The following is a 19,854-nucleotide window of genomic DNA, read 5'->3' as shown; positions in this document are numbered from 1 at the left end:
GCCCAATATTAGCGCCTTGATAATAGCCAGTACCTTATTGACAACGTACTGGCTATTTACGTTCATTTTTTAAATACTACTTACACAGGGTTAATGATTCGGTCGATAGTTTCTTCTGGGCGCAATGTTAAAATTTCAACACCCGTTTCAGTTACCAAGAGCGTGTGTTCCCATTGTGCCGATAGTTTTTTATCTTTAGTCACAACAGTCCATTCATCACGTAATACTTTACAATCACGTTTACCTGCATTAAGCATAGGTTCAATGGTAAAACATTGCCCTGCTTTTAATACTTCACCAGTGCCTTTTTTACCGTAATGCAGTACTTGTGGTTCTTCATGGAAACCTGCACCAATACCGTGGCCGCAATATTCACGAACGATTGAATAGTTGTGGTTTTCTGCGTGTTTTTGAATTGCAGCGCCGATATCACCTAAACGCGCACCGGGTTTAACCATATTAATTCCGATGTATAAACATTCTTGTGTTACACGTGCTAAACGCTCAGCCAAAATAGATGGTTTTCCAACCATGAACATTTTAGATGTGTCACCGTGATAACCATCTTTAATCACTGTGATATCTATATTTAATACATCACCGTCTTTTAGTGGTTTATCGTTAGGAATACCGTGGCATACAACATAGTTTAATGACGTACAGATAGACTTAGGAAAACCATGGTAGTTCAACGGAGCTGGAATGCCCCCTTGTTCATTAACGATAAAATCATGACAAAGCTGATTTAGTTCGTTGGTAGTAACCCCTTTCTTAACATGAGGTTCAATCATGGTTAATACGTCAGCAGCTTGTTGTCCTGCAATGCGCATTTTTTCTATTTCTTGAGCAGTTTTAATGAGTCCAGACATGTTATATCTCTATACTTTGAATAAATTATTATAAGACAACTATAAAGAATTTTAGGCGTTGGTGCTAGATAAAATCCATTTCAGAAAGCCTTACAATGGACAAGGGAATAGGGGTGACAAAAGGAATCAAAAAATACGTTAATTAATACGCTATTTATTGAGCTAATTAGCTAACTGTGGTATAAAGCGCACCGAGATTGATAGATTAATTTTTTAATCGCTTTCTTAAATAATCAATATAATCCATTCAAAACATATAATTTATTGAATAATAAGGATTATTACTTAAACAACACACACGCATCGACACGTCACTCGGGGTGCCTTTTTCTGTATAAGAAATTAATGGTCGAGTGTATGGGATGTGTGGAGGCCTAACCCCCTAAAAGGAAATTCAAATGGCAACAGTATCAATGCGCGATATGCTACAAGCAGGCGTTCACTTCGGTCACCAAACTCGTTACTGGAACCCAAAAATGAAACCATTCATTTTTGGTGCTCGTAATAAAGTTCATATCATCAACCTTGAAAAAACAGTTCCAATGTTTAACCAAGCGCTTAACTTCCTAGAAGCTAAAGCATCTAAAAAAGGTAAAGTCCTTTTTGTTGGTACTAAACGTGCTGCATCAGAAGCGGTTAAAGAAGCAGCGATTGCTTGTGACCAATTCTATGTTGATCACCGTTGGTTAGGTGGTATGTTGACTAACTGGAAAACAGTTCGTCAATCGATCAAACGTTTGAAAGATCTTGAAGTTCAAAGCCAAGACGGTACTTTTGACAAGTTAACTAAGAAAGAAGCGCTTATGCGTACTCGTGAATTAGAGAAGCTTGAAAAAACACTTGGTGGTATCAAAAACATGGGTGGTATCCCAGATGTAATCTTCGTAATCGATGCTGATCACGAGCACATTGCAATTAAAGAAGCGAATAACCTAGGTATTCCAGTTATCGCTGTTGTAGATACTAACTCTTGCCCAGATAACATCGATTACATCGTTCCTGGTAATGATGATGCTATCCGTGCAGTTAAGCTTTACTTAAGTGCAGCTGCTACAGCTGTTAAAGAAGGCCGTACTGCAGAAGTAGTAGTAGCTGAAGGTTTTGTTGAAGAAGAATCAGCTGAGAAATAAGTTCTTCTACTAATAGAAGCTCTTATTAACCAATCATTGGTTGGTTATCAGGGGTCTATATGACCCCTTTTTTATAGAATCAAAATAGGAATTCGAACAATGGCTATTACAGCTCAGCAAGTTAAAGAACTTCGTGACCGCACTGCTGCGGGTATGATGGATTGTAAAAAAGCATTAGTTGAAGCAGATGGCGACATCGAGCTTGCAATTGAAAACATGCGTAAATCAGGTGCAATCAAAGCCGCTAAAAAAGCAGGCCGTATTGCTGCTGAAGGCGCTATCTTTGCAAAAACTAACGGTACTACTGCATTAATCATCGAAGTTAACTGTGAAACAGACTTCGTTGCAATGGATAAAAGCTTCTTAGCATTTGCTGAGAAAGTAGCTGATATCGCGCTTGAAAATAAAGTAGACAGCGTTGAAGCATTAAACGCACTAGCATATGACGATTCTACCGTTGAAGAAGCGCGTGAATTGTTAGTTGCTAAAATCGGCGAAAACATCTCTGTACGTCGTTTACAAATCGTAGAAGGTGAAAACCTTGGCGCTTACGTACACAGCCGTAAAATCGGTGTTATCTCTGTGCTAACTGGCGGTGATGCTGACCTAGCTAAAGATATCGCGATGCACGTTGCTGCAGCCGCTCCTCAGTTTGTTAAACCTGAAGATGTACCTGCTGACGTTGTTGCTAAAGAGAAAGAAATCCAGTTACAAATTGCAATCGAAAGCGGTAAACCTGCTGAAATCGCAGAAAAAATGGTTTCTGGTCGTATGGCTAAATTTACTGGTGAAGTAAGCTTAACTGGTCAAGCATTCATTAAAGATCCATCAATGAGTGTTGCTAAACTTCTTAAAGGTGCAAGTGCAGACGTAGTCTCTTTTGTTCGTTTAGAAGTTGGTGAAGGTATTGAGAAAAAAGTAGAAGATTTCGCTGCTGAAGTTGCTGCAACTATGGCTGCTTCTAAGTAATCTACTTTAAAAACAATAGGTAATGTTTTTTAGCATTGTTCCGTTGTAAAAAAGAACCGCGGCATGCCTGCGGTTCTTTTATATTCAGAAGAAAGTGAATATGCCTGCTTAATAAACGAATTTGAGACCTATTTTTTAAAATATCTTGTATGATTTTTTAAAAAATCGGTATTATTTCAACTTAAGGAATGAAATTATGAGCACTAACCCTAAATCAGCATATCGTCGTATTTTATTAAAACTGAGCGGTGAAGCCCTCGTTGGTGAAGAAGGGTTTGGTATTGATCCTAAGGTATTGGATCGTATGGCCTTAGAGATTAAATCTTTGATTGAGTCTGGTGTACAAGTTGGTTTAGTGATTGGTGGTGGTAATATTTTCCGTGGTGCGGGCCTTGCTCAAGCGGGAATGAATCGTGTGGTAGGCGACCATATGGGAATGTTAGCGACAGTAATGAATGGCTTAGCAATGCGTGATGCATTACACCGTTCACACGTTAATTCTCGTTTAATGTCTGCTATTCCTCTAAATGGCGTATGTGATGATTACAACTGGGCCGAAGCGATTAAATATTTAAAATTAGGCACTGTAGTTATTTTTGCTGCGGGTACAGGTAATCCGTTCTTTACGACTGATTCTGCTGCTTGTTTACGTGGTATCGAAATTGAAGCCGATGCCGTACTTAAAGGTACTAAAGTCGATGGTGTTTATGATGCAGACCCAGTAAAAAATCCAGATGCAAAATTATACAGTGTATTAGATTACCAAACGGTATTAGAGAAAGAGCTACAAGTGATGGATTTAGCTGCATTTACCTTAGCACGAGACCATAGCCTGCCAATTCGTGTTTTCAATATGAATAAACCAGGTGCATTAAGCCGTGTTGTTTTAGGCGGTGATGAAGGTACAACTATCACCCACGCACAGGAAAATATTTAATTGTTTATTTAACGATTACAATGCTGAAAACAGTTGTGATCTTTAAAAAAAGTGACTATTTCTAAAGCGATATTAGTAAAAAATTACATCAGTTAAAAAATAGTTGCCAATATAGATAACAAAATTTGATAATGAACTAATAAGTTAGGAACTAAATATGATTAACGAAATCAAAGATGATGCTCAAACTCGAATGAATAAAAGCATTGAATCGTTTAAAAGCCAATTAGCTAAAGTACGTACAGGTCGTGCACACCCTAGTTTACTTGATGGCATTATGGTGCCTTATTACGGCTCTAACACACCGTTACGTCAAGTGGGTAACGTATCAACTGAAGATTCACGTACATTAACAGTAACTGTATTTGATGCGACTTTAATTGCAGCAGTAGAAAAAGCGATTATGGGCTCTAACTTAGGGTTAAATCCTATGTCTGCAGGTACCGTTATTCGCATTCCTTTACCACCATTAACAGAAGAGCGTCGTAAAGACTTAATTAAAGTGGTTCGTGGTGAAGCTGAAAATACACGTGTTGCTATTCGTAATATTCGCCGTGATGCAAATGGTGACTTTAAAGATCTAGAAAAAGAAAAAGAAATTAGCGAAGATCAACAACGTCAAGGTGAAGAGCTAGTACAAAAAGTAACTAATGAAAGCATCAAAAAAGTAGATGAAGTATTGGCGGTTAAAGAAGCTGAATTGTTAGAAGTATAAAACTAACAAGTGTTCAAAAAAATGCACCCTCTAGTGACTAGTCGGTGCATTTAATTGTTAATAAAGGATTATTGTGAGATCAGAAACACTTAAAAGTAATTTCCCTAAACATGTTGCCATCATAATGGATGGAAATGGCCGCTGGTCAGAACAAAAAGGAAAACACCGAGTTTTTGGTCATAAACACGGCGTAAAAGCGCTGCGTAAGAGCATTGCTTTTGCCGCTGAAAAAAATATTGAAGCATTAACCATTTTTGCTTTTAGTAGTGAGAATTGGAAACGTCCTGAACAGGAAGTGAATATGCTAATGGAGCTGTTTTTTACTGTGCTTGGTAGCGAAGTAAAAAAACTCCATAAAAATAATATTAAACTAACTATTGTTGGTGATATCTCTGGTTTTAGTGATCGCCTGCAAAAAAAAGTACATGCAGCACAGTTATTAACTGCAAATAATACCGGTTTAGCATTAAATGTAGCTGCGAACTATGGCGGTCGTTGGGATATTGTTAGTGCAACCCAAAAAATAGCGCAACAAGTAAAAGAAGGTGTCTTAGAAGTTGATAATATCAATGAGCAATTATTGACTAACACACTGTCTTTAGGTGAATTACCTGATGTTGATTTGATGATCCGAACGGGAGGAGATTACAGAATTAGTAACTTCTTGCTGTGGCAACTTGCTTATGCGGAGTTATATTTTACCGATATATTATGGCCTGATTTTGATGCCAAAGCCTTTCAATTAGCTCTAGATGTGTTCTCAGGTAAAGAGCGACGTTTTGGACAAACCAGTGCACAAGTAAATAACTAATTTTTACCCAACAGATATAACGGGATTTCTCTGTGAAGCAACGAATTATTACCGCGCTTATATTAGCGCCACTAGCCATTGCGGCTATTTTCTTTTTACCTCTTCAATTTTTTATGCTATTTGCTGCTGGTATTTTTTTACTCGCTAGTAAAGAGTGGGCCGGTTTTGTCAGTAAACAACCGTCTTCAGCGACTCTTTATATATTTGGCTTGATACTCGGTATTACGTTGATGTTGATGCCGATCGGCTTGATTTGGGGCCCTGAACTACCTCATCATTATATAATTACTGGATTGACTGTCGCTGCGACTTGGTGGTGTGTAGCTTTAGTCATGGTTATTCGATATCCGACTTCGGCGACACTTTGGCGAAACAGCAAATTCCTAAAAAGTATTTTTGGATTGCTTACTTTGATTCCTTTTTTCTGGGGATTAGTGGTACTACGTTCAGTGAATATGCATCACGACTTCTATTTTGGTGCTGAATTATTAATGTATGTGTTTTTATTGGTGTGGGCTGCAGATTCTGGTGCTTATTTCGCGGGCAGACAATTTGGTAAACATAAATTAGCTCCCAACGTAAGTCCGGGTAAAACCATCGAAGGGTTACTAGGCGGCTTAATGAGTGCTGTTATCGTTGCTTATTTCGCGAGTCATTTCTTTGCTATTCCGGCTGAAAAATTAGGATTGTTTTTTGCTGCTTCAGTGATCACTACCTTAGTTTCTGCTTTAGGTGATTTAACGGAAAGTATTTTTAAACGAGAAGCAGGCTTAAAAGACAGTAGTAATTTATTACCTGGGCATGGTGGCATCTTAGATCGTATTGATAGTTTGACCGCTGCTGTTCCGGTGTTTGCCCTTATTTATATTTATTGGCTCGTTTAATGATGACCAACAATGCAACCAAAAACACTACACTAAAGCAATCAGTGGCTAAAAACTTAGCTGTATTAGGTGCAACGGGGTCTATCGGAGACAGCACTTTGAGTGTCTGTCGTCATAACCCTGAATTGTATAATGTGCAGTTTTTGTATGCGGCAAGTAATGTTGAAAAAATGCTGGCACTTTGTATTGAATTTAAACCTGCTTATGTTGCATTAGCAAACCCACAGGCTGGATTGCAACTAAAAGAATTATTGCAACAAAATAATCTCAACTGTCATATGTTACCTGAATCTGAAGTACTGGCATTATTAGGTAGTGCTGAAATTGACTCTGTGATGGCTGCCATTGTTGGTGCGGCTGGTTTAAAAACAACGCTAGCGGCTGTACATGCGGGGAAAGAAATTTTCTTAGCAAACAAAGAATCGTTAGTCATGTCCGGTGCTTTGTTTATTGATGCAGTAAAAAAATCAGGTGCGACGTTGTGGCCTGTTGATAGTGAACATAACGCTATATTTCAATCAATGTCGCCGAATTTACAACAAACCATCGGCCATTGTGATTTAGCTGCCGCTGGTGTTTCTAAGATTTTATTAACGGGCTCTGGCGGACCTTTTTTAACCAAACAGTTGCACGAATTTTCAAGCATTACGCCTGATGTGGCAATTAAACATCCAAATTGGAGCATGGGCCCTAAAATCTCTATAGATTCGGCAACCATGATGAACAAAGGCCTTGAGTACATTGAAGCAAGGTGGTTATTCAATACTAATAAAGATCAGTTACAGGTGATTATTCACCCGCAATCAGTGATCCATTCTATGGTGCAGTATCAAGATGGTAGTGTCATTTCGCAAATGGGTAATCCAGATATGCGTATACCTATTGCACATGTGATGGGAGGGGATAAACGCATTAAAAGTGGTGCTGAGGAGTTTGATTTTTTTAACTCGGCTAACTTTACCTTCGTAGAACCTGATTATGACCGTTACCCTTGTTTGAAATTAGCGATACAGGCTTGTTATGAAGGACAGCATGCGACGACGTCACTAAATGCGGCGAATGAAATCGCGGTGCAAGCCTTTTTAGATCAACGTATCAAGTTTACGGATATTCCACGTATTGTGGATAGTGTTTTAAATACATTACAGCATCAACATGTCTCGTCAATTGAACAGCTATTAGAAATAGATAAGCAGGCTAGAGACAATGCGAGCAAATTGATTAATCGAGGTGGGGTTTGTTAGATTTTATATGGAATACAGCCGCATTCATTATTGCGTTAAGTATTCTAGTTGCCATTCATGAGTATGGCCATTTTTGGGTTGCTCGTCGCTGCCAAGTAAAGGTACATCGTTTTTCTATTGGTTTTGGTAAAGTTCTTTTTAAAAAACTGGATAAGCACGGTACTGAGTTTGTGATCGCTGCAATTCCATTGGGCGGCTATGTAAAAATGCTTGATGGTCGGGTTGAAGAAGTGCCTGAAGCATTATCTGAATTCTCTTTTGATAAAAAGTCAGTATGGCAACGTATTGCCATTGTTGCAGCTGGGCCTATAGCCAATTTTCTATTGGCTATTATTGCCTTCTTTTTAATGTACATGATTGGAGTAGGAAGTGCTAAACCGGTTGTTAATGGTGTACTTGAGAATTCGCCGGTTAGTGTGATCACAACTCAAGTCCCTTTTCAGGTGAGTGCGGTTAATGGCCGAGTAGTTAATGATTGGGAAGCACTCAATCTTGCTCTAGTTGCACAGATTGGTGAGCCTAGTGTAGAGCTCAGCGTCACGCCTGTTAATTTGTTTGACCTGAGTTCAAACTCTCAATCAACACTGACCGAGAGCAGGGAACCAAGTCAAACTTATACAGTCTCATTAGCTAATTGGAAGTTTGACCCTAAAAAAGAGTCGATTATTAGTAGCTTAGGGCTTATTCCTTATTCTCCAAAAGTACATTTAAGTGCTGCAAGGGTTGCCGAAAATAGTGCTGCACAACGCAGTGGAATAGAAGTTGATGACAAATTAATAGCTATTAATGGCGTCCAGTTAGATAATTGGCAACAATTTGTGAAGTTGATCCAAACAAATGCTAATCAACCGTTACGGCTAGCGATTGAAAGGGGGGCTATCAAGCACTCGCTCACACTCATCCCCGACGCTCGTGAAAGTGCAGATGGTACATTACAAGGTTATATTGGTGTTGCACCAAAGGTTGACCCTTACCCTGAACAGTTTAGAGTAAGCTTGAAATATGGTCCGATTGACTCTTTCTTAAAAGGAGTTGATAAAACTTGGCAGCTCAGTGAGTTAACTTTTTCAACATTAGTTAAATTAGTGACTGGTGACTTATCGGTAAAAAATCTTAGTGGACCTGTTGGTATTGCTAAAGGTGCTGGGATGAGTGCTGATTATGGATTTGCGTATTTTTTAGGATTTATTGCTTTAATTAGCGTTAATTTAGGTATTATGAATTTAATACCTCTACCTGTCTTAGATGGTGGTCATTTGATGTATTACTTTGTCGAAGTGATTACAGGTAAACCGGTCCCTGAAAGAGTCCAAGAATTTGGCTTTAAAATAGGGGCGGCAGTTTTATTCACATTTATGTCAATTGCTGTGCTTAACGACTTTAATTTATTGTAAAAGAAACACTAAAATTTATTATAGAATATAAACAATGAGATAGTGCTACTTTCTAACACGATTTGAAAGTAAGATTCACTTCCCATTGACCTGGATATTTAAATTGTTTTGCACTGAGGTGCAGTAAAGGATTTTGTAGATAATGTTTAAGAAATATTTGTTAGCATTGACATTTACTGTCACCAGCTGTTTTTCTAACCTTGCTTTAGCTGAAAAATTTACCGTCTCTGACCTACAGTTCGAAGGACTTCAACGAGTAACACTGGGTGCGGCACTATTGAGTCTACCAATTCGTGAAGGTGATGTGGTTGATGAATATGATCTATCGCAGGCAATTAAAAAAATGTATAGCAGTAGCTACTTCGAATCGATTCAGTTATTCAAAAATGAGTCTGTGCTTATTTTTAAAGTGAAAGAGCGCCCAACGATCAGTGCTATTGAATTAACAGGTAATGATAAACTCACTGAAGAGCAAATCTTTGATTCATTAAAATCTTCTTCTATCCAAGTTGGTGATGCGCTAGATAGAACCGTTCTGACCAGTATTGAAAAGAGCTTAGAAGATTTCTATCACAGCGTGGGCAAGTACAGCGCACAAGTAGAAACGATTGTGACACCTTTACCTAGAAACCGTGTTTCTATTCAATTTGTATTTCGTGAAGGGTTGACTGCAAAAATTGAACAGATCAACATCGTTGGTAATAATGTTTATTCTGATGAAGACTTGTTAAAGCGATTAACGCTAAGTGACTCTGCAGGTTGGTGGGATCTTTTTGCCGACGATAACTACCAAAAACAAAAATTAGCCGGTGATTTAGAAGTTATCAAAAGTTATTACTTAGATCGTGGTTATATTCGTTTTAAAATTGATGAAACGCAAGTCGCGCTTAGACCTAATAAAAAAGGGGTTTATGTTACGGTTAATGTTAATGAAGGTAATATTTATAAAGTTTCAGATGTAACCTTTATTGGTGACCTATTAGGACATGACGAAGAAGTAAAAAGCTTAGTCGCGTTTGCCAATGGAGATATCTATGCGGCATCGGATGTCGCTGCCTCGGAACAAAGTATTCGCAAATACTTTGGCCGTTTAGGCTACGCATTCCCTGAAATTAATACTTATCCTGAAATTGATGATGCAACTAATACTGTTGTTGTTAATTTCTCTGTTGCCCCAGGACAACGTGGTTATGTGAGACATATTAATATTTCAGGTAATACAACTACCAAAGATGTTGTATTACGTCGAGAAATGCGTCAAATGGAAGGTGGATGGCTATCTAGTGAAGCGATCGAAACATCTCGCGCGCGTTTAAACCGTTTAGGGTTTTTCTCAACCGTTGATATTAATACTGAACGTGTTAGCGATGATTTAGTTGACGTGAGTGTTAACGTGGCGGAACAAGCGTCAGGTAGCTTCAATGCCGGCATTGGTTTTGGTACGGAATCTGGGATCAGCCTAAGTGGTGGTATTCAGCAGAATAACTTCCTAGGTAGTGGTGATAAGATTGGTTTCCAAACTAAGTTTAATGACTACAGTGTGAGTGCTGACATCAGCTACGATACCCCTTACTTAACCAAAGATGGTGTGAGTGGTGGAGCTCGAATTTATTACGATAAATTTGAAGCGGGCGATGCGAATATTGTCGATTACACCAATACGACTTATGGTTTACGTTTCAGTACTGGTTTTCCTGTTAATGAAATAAACCGTTTAGGGTTCAGTGTTGGCTGGGAAAATAACGGTATTTCTCAGCTCAAGAGTTACGAGCAATTAAGTACGTTTTGGGATATCTATGGTTCATTGCAAGATGATGATGGTGGTGCTGACTTTAGAAACTTTGATATTACGACTACTTGGTCACGTAATAGCTTAGACCGAGGTCAACTCGCTACACAAGGGATGTCGCATACTTTACGTGGTAAAATAACCATCCCTGGCTCAGATCTACAATACTTTAAACTTAACTTTGATATTCGTAATTACCAACGTATTACTGAAGATGGTGATTGGACTACCCTGTTACGCGGTAGTTTAGGTTACGGTAATGGTTACGGAAAATTTGAAGGGAACGACCAAATCTTACCGTTCTTTGAAAACTATTACGTGGGTGGTTACCGCACTATTCGTGGATTCTCTAGTAATACGGTAGGGCCACGCGCACTTTATACTGGCGAGCAGAACGGTAATGGCAATGCTACTTATACCAATAGTGCAGTGGGCGGTAATGCAAAATATACGTTAAGTGCGGAACTTATTTTCCCTGTGCCGTTCTTAGATGAAGCCTATGCACGTCAAGTGCGTAGCAGTTTGTTCGTTGATGCGGGTGAAGCGTGGGATACTGAGTTTGATTATGATGCGTACAAAGACAAATGTGCGTTCAATTGTGATTACGCTGGCGACTACTCGAAACCTGGACGTATACGTGCATCGATCGGTACTCAGTTAACTTGGGTTTCACCAATGGGACCGTTAATCTTTACACTGGCTGTTCCATTAAAAGATTATGCGGGCGATAAAACCGAAGTGTTCTCATTTAACATCGGTGATGTTTTCTAAATATAGTTAATGGATGTTTGAATAACACCATTGTATCGACATTAAAATGTGCACGCAGTGCACGATTTCTTTTTTTATTTTATTACAGATTTATTAATACGGAGTTATAGCATGAAAACCATGAAGACCTTTTTTAAAGTAATTACCTTAGCCGCTGCAATGGTATCTGTGTCAGCAGTTCAAGCAGCAGACACATCAAAAATTGGTGTTGTATTCCCATCAAAAGTGATGAAAGAGTCTCCGCAACGTGCGCGTATTATTAAACAGTTGGAAGGTGAGTTTAAAGGTCGTTACGAAGAGTTACAGAGTTTAGAAAAAAGCATTAAAAGTATTGAAACTAAAATTAAGAAAGATGGCGAGTTATTAAATAAAAGTGAAGTCACTTCGTTACAACGTGATATCGAAGGCAAAATTTCTGAGTACAAATTAAAACGTAAAGCCTTTGAAGAAGATAACCGTCGCCGCCAAGGTGAAGAGAATCAAAAAGTATTAAGCATCGTTAGCAAAGTGATTAATGAAGTGGCAAAAGAAGGTGGATACGATTTGATCTTAAACGGCGAACAAATTGTTTTCTCAAAACCTGCTTTAGATATTTCAGACAAAGTTATTCAAAAAATTAGCACTAAGTAGGTTTAGATTATTATGGCTTATTCATTAGCAGATTTAGCACTTCAACTTTCAGCGCAATTAAGTGGTGATGAAAATCTACAAATATTACGTTTAGCGACGTTTGAAGCCGCTGAACAAGGTGATATTACCTTTGTGTCAGACATTAAACTACTGACTCGCTTAGATGAATGTAAGGCGAGTGCGATTGTCTTGCCTTCATCAATGCAGGCGACTTATCAAGGTAATGCGTTATTTATGGATAACCCTTATGTAGGTTATGCATTATTAGCGCGTTTGTTTGATACCACACCCAACTTACCTGTGCTTATTGCTGAGTCAGCTAAAATTCATGAAACTGCGGTGATCGGCAATAATGTAGCTATTGCAGACAATGTGGTGATTGGGGCCGGTGTTACGATTGGAGATAATACGCAGTTATTTGCGAATTCTGTGATTGGAGAAGGCTGTCAATTAGGTGCTGGCTGTAAAGTTTATCCGAATGTGTCTATTTACCATGCTTGTGAAATTGGCAAAAATGTCATTATTCATGCGAATAGCGTTATTGGATCCGATGGGTTTGGTAATGCGCCTTACCAAGGCACTTGGGTTAAGATCCCACAAATTGGTAAAGTCATTATTGGTGATAATGCTGAAATTGGCTCGAATACATCAATTGATAGAGGGGCGTTATCAGATACCATTATTGGTGATGGCGTTAAGATTGATAACCAGTGTCAAATTGCCCATAACGTGCAAATTGGCGAGCATTCTGCTGTGGCTGGTGGTACCAGTATCGCGGGTAGTACCACAATAGGAAAGAACTGTATCGTAGGTGGTAGTGTTGCGATGAATGGCCATATTAGCATTGCTGATAATGTTATTATTACTGGTGACAGTATGGTTATGCGTAGTATTAAAAAAGCAGGTGTTTATTCATCTGGTGTACCCGCTCAAGAAAATAAAGCATGGCGTAAAACAACTGCTTATACATTCAAAATTGAAGAATTATTCAAGCGCGTTAAGCAACTTGAAAAACAAATTGAAGATAAAAACTAAGGAAAATCATCGTGTCTAACGAATTAAACAGTCTTGATATAAAGGAGATCATGGATCTTCTACCGCATCGTTACCCATTTTTATTAATCGATCGTGTAGTTGATTATGTACCTGGAAAAACGCTAACAGGTTACAAAAATGTCTCTTTTAATGAACCACAGTTCACAGGACACTTTCCTGGCACGCCTGTTTTCCCTGGAGTGATGATTTTAGAAGCATTAGCGCAAGCAACAGGTGTATTAGCTTTCGCAACTTACGGCAAACCTGCAGAAAATGAACTATATTTCTTAGCGTCTATTGACCAAGTACGTTTTCGTAAACCGGTTGTACCTGGTGATAAATTAGACTTAGAAGTTATTTATCTTAAAGAGCGTCGCGGTATGGGGAAATTTGAGTGTATCGCTAAAGTTGACGGCGAAGTCGCTTGTCAGGCAATGATTATGTGTGCAAGAAGAGAAATTTAATGATTGATTCTACAGCAAAAATTCATCCAACAGCGATAATTCATGAAAATGCAATTATTGGTAAAAACGTAGAGGTCGGTCCCTATAGCATCATCGGCGACAATGTTGAAATTGGTGATGATTGCTGGGTCGGTCCGCATGTAGTGGTCAAAGGCCACACTAAAATGGGTAAAAACAATAAAATTTTCCAATTTGCTTCGGTCGGCGAAGATTGCCAAGATTTAAAATATAATGGTGAAGTTACCTATCTTGAAATCGGTGATAATAATGTTTTCCGAGAAAGCTGTACTATTCATCGTGGCACAGCACAAGATGAAAGCGTCACTAAGATTGGTAATAATTGTTTATTAATGGCGTATGTACATGTCGCACATGACTGTATACTGGGCAATAATATTATTCTGTCAAATAACGCAACATTAGCAGGGCACAGTAAACTGGCTAATAATGTGATTATCGGTGGTTTAACTGCCTTGCATCAATTCACCCGTGTTGGTGAATACGCAATGATCGGCGGTTGTTCTGCAGTTAATAAAGATATTCCGCCTTACTTTATGGCGTCGGGTAATTACGTTCAAGCGCAAGGGATTAATTCCGTTGGCTTAAAGCGTCATGGTTTTAGTAGTGCGACAATTATGCAAATTAAACGTGCTTATAAATCACTATGTCGTAACGGTAATACATTGGCACAAGCTAGAGCTGAAATAGCAGAAAATGTTGCAGATTGTCCAGAATTAAAAACGCTTTTAGATTTCATTTCAGATGAAAATCGCGGTATTGTTAGATAAGCCATTTTCTTCAAATATCGTAAAAAAAAGGCTCTTTTGGAGCCTTTTTTTTTAACTTCATTATATAAGAGTAGAGCATGACTAAACCATTGCGTATTGGATTGATAGCCGGTGAAACATCTGGCGATATCTTAGGTGAAGGGTTAATTAAAGCCCTAAAAAAACAATACCCGAATGCTATTTTTGAAGGTATTGCCGGTCCTCGAATGATAGCTCAAGGGTGCACTGCTTTGCATCCTTTAGAGGCTTTGTCAGTAATGGGGTTTGTTGAGGTATTAGGTAAATTACGCAGTATTTTACGTATTCGAAAATCAATTATTGAACATTTTATCAATAATCCCCCTGATATATTTATTGGCATTGATGCCCCCGACTTTAATTTAACGGTTGAATTAAAACTGAAGCAACATGGCATTAAAACGATTCATTATGTGAGTCCGTCGGTTTGGGCTTGGAAGCAATGGCGTATCCATAAAATTGCCAAAGCAACGGATCTTGTTTTAGCCTTTCTACCTTTTGAAAAAGCCTTTTATGATAAGTTTAATGTACCATGCCAATTTGTGGGACATACTTTAGCGGATCAATTACCGTTACAGCGCGATAAATCAACTGCGCGCGGCCAATTAAATATTAATCCTGATGAAAAAATATTGGCCTTATTACCGGGTAGCCGTAAGGCTGAAGTAGAGATGCTTGGACCGATCTTTTTACAAGTAGCGCAAGTTATCCATCAAAAATATCCCGACTATCGATTTATTGTGCCGATGGTTAATGACCGTCGCAAACAGCAATTCCAACTGCAAATAGAGGCGCTGCCTGAGACGCTTCCGATTACTTTGATTGATGGTCAATCCAGTGCTGTTTTGCAGTCTGCAGATACTGTGTTGTTAGCATCTGGTACTGCAGCTTTAGAAGCTATGTTAGCTAAAGCACCGATGGTTGTTGCCTATAAAGTTTCACCGATCACTTACCTTATAGCTAAAGCTTTAATAAAAGTTAAATATACTTCACTGCCCAATTTAATTGCAGATAGGGAAGTGGTTAAAGAACTAAGTCAAGATGATTGTATCGTAGACAAAATAGTGGCGGAGTTAGAACGTTTAATCGCACATGACGGGCAAGCTATGGTCGAGACCTTTACCGAGTTACATAAACTGATTCGATGTGATGCGGATACTCAGGCTGCTAATGCGGTGGTTGAGTTATTAAATAGAGATAATAAATAATGGTCGCTAAAAAGATACTATATCCAGAAGTTATTTATCCAGATGTTGCTTTTATTGCAGGGGTCGATGAAGTTGGGCGTGGCCCTTTAGTAGGGGACGTTGTCACTGCTGCTGTTATTTTAGACCCTAAAAAGCCAATAGCAGGGTTAGCGGATTCTAAGAAATTAAGTGAAAAAAAATTAGCTTTATTATTTGAACAGATAAATGCCAATGCTTTGGCTGTGAGTATTGGTAGAGCCTCACCGGCTGAAATCGATGAGCTAAATATATTGCATGCAACTATGTTAGCGATGCAACGTGCGGTACAAGGTTTATCAATAACACCTGAATTTGTTTTTATTGATGGTAACCGTTGTCCTTCATTAGCAATGCCTAGTGAAGCAGTTGTGAAAGGTGATTCCCGTGTTGCTGAAATTAGTGCAGCATCGATCATTGCTAAAGTTACCCGTGATAGAGAAATGGTCGAGTTAGATAAACGCTATCCAGATTATGGTTTTGCTCAGCATAAAGGTTATCCTACTAAAGCACACTTTGCAGCCTTAGAAGCGCACGGTGTGATTGCTGAATATCGACAAAGTTTTAAACCTGTTAAAGCTATTTTAGCTTTAACTTCAAAATAGGTTCTTGAAAGTATAATGTTATGTCTGAAATGAGTACCGAAACATCTGAGTTATTACCTATGGAAGCACCTTTAACAGCCCCTAAGTTTGTGCATTTACGTGTGCACAGTGATTTTTCAATGGTTGATGGTTTAACTAAAATAAAGCCACTAGTTGCTAAGACTGCTGCATTAAAAATGCCAGCGCTAGCGATCACTGATCAAACTAACTTTTGTGGTTTAGTTAAATTTTATACGGCGGCACATGGTGCGGGTGTTAAGCCTATTGTGGGCGCTGATTTTTGGGTTAAAAGTGAGTTATTAGGCGATCAACAGTTTCGTTTAACGGCATTAGCGATGGATGCGGTTGGTTACAAAAATATTACTGAGCTTATTTCAAAAGCATATTTACGAGGTCATGTTAAAGGTCGTGCGGTATTAGAACAATCTTGGTTAGTAGAACATCAACAGGGTGTTATTTTATTATCGGGAGCCAAAGACGGTGACCTAGGTAAAATGCTTTTAAAGGGGAATACTGCGGCGGCTGTTGAGATCACCGAATTCTATAAAAGGTATTTTCCAAACCGATATTATATCGAGCTAATTCGTACCAATCGTGTTGCTGAAGAAGATTATTTACATCTCGCCATTGATTGGGCTGCTCAATACCAACTCCCGGTTGTTGCAACTAATGAAGTGGTGTTTGCAGACCGTTCATTATTTGATGCCCATGACATTCGTGTCTGTATTAACCAAGGGTATGCACTTGGTGATGAAAAACGCCCCAAAGATTATAGTCCTGAGCAGTATTTACGAAGTGAAGAGGAGATGTGTGAACTCTTTTCTGATATTCCCGAAGCGTTACAAAACAGTGTTGAAATAGCAAAACGATGTAATGTGACGTTACGTTTGGGTGAATACTTTCTGCCTGACTTTCCAACCGGTGATTTAGAGATCGATGAGTTTTTTTGTAAAGTATCTCGTGAAGGGTTAGAAGCTCGCTTAGATTTCTTGTTTGATAAAAATAGTAAAGATTTTGCTGAAATAAGAAAACCCTATGATGAACGCTTAGAAATAGAGCTGTCAGTTATTAACAAAATGGGTTTCCCGGGTTACTTCCTGATCGTAATGGAATTTATTCAATGGAGTAAAGATAACAATATTCCAGTTGGACCTGGCCGTGGTTCTGGTGCTGGATCGTTAGTGGCTTATGCCTTAAAAATAACCGATCTCGACCCATTAGAATTAGAGCTACTGTTTGAGCGATTTTTGAATCCTGAACGTGTGTCTATGCCCGATTTTGATATCGACTTTTGTATGGATAGACGTGATGAGGTGATCGACCACGTTGCGCAGTTATATGGGCGTGATGCGGTATCGCAGATCATTACTTTTGGTACCATGGCGGCAAAAGCGGTTATTCGCGATGTGGGCCGAGTATTAGGCCATGCCTATGGCTTTGTTGATGGTATTTCAAAGTTAGTTCCACCGACACCGGGTATGACGCTAAGTAAAGCTTTTGAAGAGGAACCTCGTTTACAAGAACGCTATAATGCGAGTGAAGACGTACGCGCATTAATTGATATGTGCCGTACCTTAGAAGGCACCATTCGTAATGCAGGCAAGCATGCCGGTGGCGTTGTTATCTCACCAACTACTATTACCGATTTTGCACCTTTGTACTGTGATGATGAAGGCCATAACCCAGTAACACAATTCGATAAAAATGACGTAGAAACAGCTGGTTTAGTTAAATTCGACTTTTTAGGATTACGTACTTTAACGATTGTGCAATGGGCTTTGGATATGGCCAATGCACATAAACATGAGCGTGGTGAAGAACCTATTTTTATTGAAAAAATAGATCTAACAGAGCCTGCTTGTTTCGAATTGTTAAAACGTTATGAAACTACCGCGGTATTCCAATTAGAGTCACGCGGTATGAAAGATTTGATCCGCCGATTACAGCCAGACTGTTTTGAAGATATGATCGCCTTAGTGGCATTATTCCGGCCGGGCCCACTGCAATCGGGCATGGTAGATAACTTTATCGAACGTAAGCATGGCCGAGAGGTGGTTTCCTATCCAGATGAAAAGTGGCAGCATGAATCCTTAAAAGAGATCCTTGCACCGACCTACGGTATTATTTTATATCAAGAGCAGGTGATGCAGATTGCACAGGTTTTGTCAGGTTATACGCTTGGTGGTGCCGATATGTTACGTCGCGCAATGGGTAAGAAAAAACCAGAAGAAATGGCTAAACAACGTGCAACTTTTGAATCTGGTGCGATTGAAAATGGGATTGATGGCGAGCTAGCCATGAAGATCTTTGATCTGGTAGAAAAGTTTGCTGGTTATGGATTTAATAAATCCCATTCCGCGGCTTATGCGTTGGTGTCATATCAAACCTTATGGATGAAAACATTTTATCCATCTTACTTCATGGCGGCAGTAATGTCTGCGGATATGGATAACACCGATAAGGTTGTGATCCTAGTGGATGAATGTCAGAACATGGGGTTAACTCTATGCCCTCCGGATGTGAATGAAGGTTTATTTAAGTTTAACGTCGACAAAGACCTGCGTATTATTTATGGAATCGGTGCGATCAAAGGTGTTGGCGAGGGGCCCATTGATGCGATTATCGAAGCGAGAACTGAAGGCGGTAAATTCAAAGATTTATTTGATTTTTGTACACGGGTTGATTTAAAACGTTGTGGTAAACGTATTATTGAGAAGCTAATTTTAGCCGGTGCATTGGATAATTTGGGGCCACATCGTGCGGCGTTGATGGCTAATTTAAGTGATGCATTAACAGCAGCTTCGCAGTATAAGAAAGCGGAGTCATCAGGCCAAGCCGATTTATTTGGTGTATTAACCACTGACCACGATGAAATCGAACATAAGTTTTCCGTGGTTGACAAATGGCCTGAAAAACAATGGCTGAAAGGTGAAAAAGATACCCTAGGATTGTATTTGACTGGGCACCCTATTAACCAATATGAACCACATCTGCGTGCCATTAACTGTGTCAAGCTAGGTGCATTAACGGTTAATGGGCGAGGTCAAAATAGCCGAGTTTGTGGCTTAGTATTAGCAATGCGTGTGATGGTCACCAAGGCGGGTAAACGCATGGGTATTTTGACCTTGGATGATAAAAGTGCGCGTATGGATGTGACGGTTTTTGCTGACTTACTGGATCAGCATGAAGCGTTATTATTCACTGATAATATTGTGGTTTTACAAGGTCAGGTAAGTGAAGATTATTTCAATGGCGGTTTGAAAATGAATGCTCGCGAAATAATGAGCATTGACCATGCGCGTGAACGCTTTGCGAGTAAATTACGCTTAACAATTACTTCTAATGTTCTGCAACAGCAATCATTGCCGCAATTTCAATCTCGTTTAAATGAAATATTAGCGCCCGCTTCAGGTGGTTTATGTCCGGTTTTTATTAACTACCAAAATCACCAAGCACAAGTTGAAATTGAACTTGGCATTGAATGGTCTATTACCCCAAGTGATGATTTGTTATTTGAGTTGGGGCGATGGTTAGGTGAAGACAATGTGACTTTGCATTTTGATCAAGGTTGATGTTAG

The 19,854-nt window shown here is 39.1% G+C and carries 17 protein-coding genes; 16 read left to right on the top strand and 1 reads right to left on the bottom strand.

Features of this window, described 5'->3' with window-relative positions:
• Positions 1 to 80: 80 nt before the first annotated feature.
• Positions 81 to 869 carry a type I methionyl aminopeptidase gene (map, locus tag H5084_RS02055; RefSeq protein ID WP_182689375.1) on the bottom strand — a complete coding sequence of 263 codons (789 nt, stop codon included), beginning with the start codon at positions 867 to 869 and terminating at the stop codon, positions 81 to 83.
• Between the two features lie 398 nt (positions 870 to 1,267).
• Here map and rpsB point away from each other — a divergent pair, with 398 nt between their 5' ends.
• From rpsB to dnaE, 16 genes are all read left to right on the top strand, one after another.
• Positions 1,268 to 1,999, top strand: a complete 732-nt coding sequence (gene rpsB / locus H5084_RS02050) for a 30S ribosomal protein S2 (RefSeq protein WP_028867456.1) — start codon at positions 1,268 to 1,270, stop codon at positions 1,997 to 1,999.
• A 99-nt stretch (positions 2,000 to 2,098) separates the two neighbouring features.
• Positions 2,099 to 2,968 (top strand): translation elongation factor Ts, encoded by an 870-nt coding sequence (tsf, locus tag H5084_RS02045; protein WP_028867457.1) that lies wholly within the window; start codon positions 2,099 to 2,101, stop codon positions 2,966 to 2,968.
• A 196-nt stretch (positions 2,969 to 3,164) separates the two neighbouring features.
• Entirely contained in the window at positions 3,165 to 3,905 is a 741-nt protein-coding gene (gene pyrH, locus H5084_RS02040) for a UMP kinase (RefSeq protein ID WP_028867458.1), read from the top strand.
• Positions 3,906 to 4,062: 157 nt separating this feature from the next.
• A complete protein-coding gene (gene frr / locus H5084_RS02035; RefSeq protein WP_028867459.1) occupies positions 4,063 to 4,620 on the top strand; it encodes a ribosome recycling factor in 558 nt (185 codons plus the stop codon).
• A gap of 67 nt (positions 4,621 to 4,687) precedes the next feature.
• Entirely contained in the window at positions 4,688 to 5,431 is a 744-nt protein-coding gene (uppS, locus tag H5084_RS02030) for a polyprenyl diphosphate synthase (protein WP_028867460.1), read from the top strand.
• Positions 5,432 to 5,463: 32 nt separating this feature from the next.
• Positions 5,464 to 6,315 (top strand): phosphatidate cytidylyltransferase, encoded by an 852-nt coding sequence (locus H5084_RS02025; protein WP_182689374.1) that lies wholly within the window; start codon positions 5,464 to 5,466, stop codon positions 6,313 to 6,315.
• Positions 6,316 to 6,317: 2 nt separating this feature from the next.
• Positions 6,318 to 7,559: a 1-deoxy-D-xylulose-5-phosphate reductoisomerase gene (ispC, locus tag H5084_RS02020; RefSeq protein WP_182689436.1), complete on the top strand. Its 1,242-nt coding sequence runs from the start codon at positions 6,318 to 6,320 to the stop codon at positions 7,557 to 7,559.
• A complete protein-coding gene (gene rseP / locus H5084_RS02015; RefSeq protein ID WP_182689373.1) occupies positions 7,553 to 8,953 on the top strand; it encodes a sigma E protease regulator RseP in 1,401 nt (466 codons plus the stop codon). The genes ispC and rseP overlap by 7 nt, the downstream gene beginning before the upstream one ends.
• Before the next feature lie 142 nt (positions 8,954 to 9,095).
• On the top strand, positions 9,096 to 11,513 hold the full coding sequence (bamA, locus tag H5084_RS02010; RefSeq protein WP_182689372.1) for an outer membrane protein assembly factor BamA: 2,418 nt from the start codon (positions 9,096 to 9,098) through the stop codon (positions 11,511 to 11,513).
• 111 nt (positions 11,514 to 11,624) lie between these two features.
• A complete protein-coding gene (locus H5084_RS02005; RefSeq protein WP_245600355.1) occupies positions 11,625 to 12,143 on the top strand; it encodes an OmpH family outer membrane protein in 519 nt (172 codons plus the stop codon).
• Positions 12,144 to 12,155: 12 nt separating this feature from the next.
• A complete protein-coding gene (lpxD, locus tag H5084_RS02000; protein ID WP_211235609.1) occupies positions 12,156 to 13,178 on the top strand; it encodes a UDP-3-O-(3-hydroxymyristoyl)glucosamine N-acyltransferase in 1,023 nt (340 codons plus the stop codon).
• 11 nt (positions 13,179 to 13,189) lie between these two features.
• Positions 13,190 to 13,642, top strand: coding sequence for a 3-hydroxyacyl-ACP dehydratase FabZ (fabZ, locus tag H5084_RS01995; RefSeq protein ID WP_028867467.1), 453 nt, complete (start codon positions 13,190 to 13,192; stop codon positions 13,640 to 13,642).
• A complete protein-coding gene (lpxA, locus tag H5084_RS01990; protein ID WP_028867468.1) occupies positions 13,642 to 14,430 on the top strand; it encodes an acyl-ACP--UDP-N-acetylglucosamine O-acyltransferase in 789 nt (262 codons plus the stop codon). The genes fabZ and lpxA overlap by 1 nt, the downstream gene beginning before the upstream one ends.
• 77 nt (positions 14,431 to 14,507) lie before the next feature.
• On the top strand, positions 14,508 to 15,656 hold the full coding sequence (gene lpxB / locus H5084_RS01985; protein WP_182689371.1) for a lipid-A-disaccharide synthase: 1,149 nt from the start codon (positions 14,508 to 14,510) through the stop codon (positions 15,654 to 15,656).
• Positions 15,656 to 16,276 carry a ribonuclease HII gene (rnhB, locus tag H5084_RS01980; RefSeq protein ID WP_182689370.1) on the top strand — a complete coding sequence of 207 codons (621 nt, stop codon included), beginning with the start codon at positions 15,656 to 15,658 and terminating at the stop codon, positions 16,274 to 16,276. The genes lpxB and rnhB overlap by 1 nt, the downstream gene beginning before the upstream one ends.
• A gap of 20 nt (positions 16,277 to 16,296) precedes the next feature.
• Positions 16,297 to 19,848 carry a DNA polymerase III subunit alpha gene (gene dnaE / locus H5084_RS01975; protein ID WP_409077622.1) on the top strand — a complete coding sequence of 1,184 codons (3,552 nt, stop codon included), beginning with the start codon at positions 16,297 to 16,299 and terminating at the stop codon, positions 19,846 to 19,848.
• Positions 19,849 to 19,854: the final 6 nt, after the last annotated feature.

This window comes from Psychromonas sp. SR45-3, from assembly GCF_014163575.1.
Taxonomy (GTDB): Bacteria; Pseudomonadota; Gammaproteobacteria; order Enterobacterales; family Psychromonadaceae; genus Psychromonas; species Psychromonas arctica.
The sequence above is the reverse complement of the archived record's forward strand: the minus strand, read 5'-3'. Positions and strand labels throughout refer to the sequence as shown.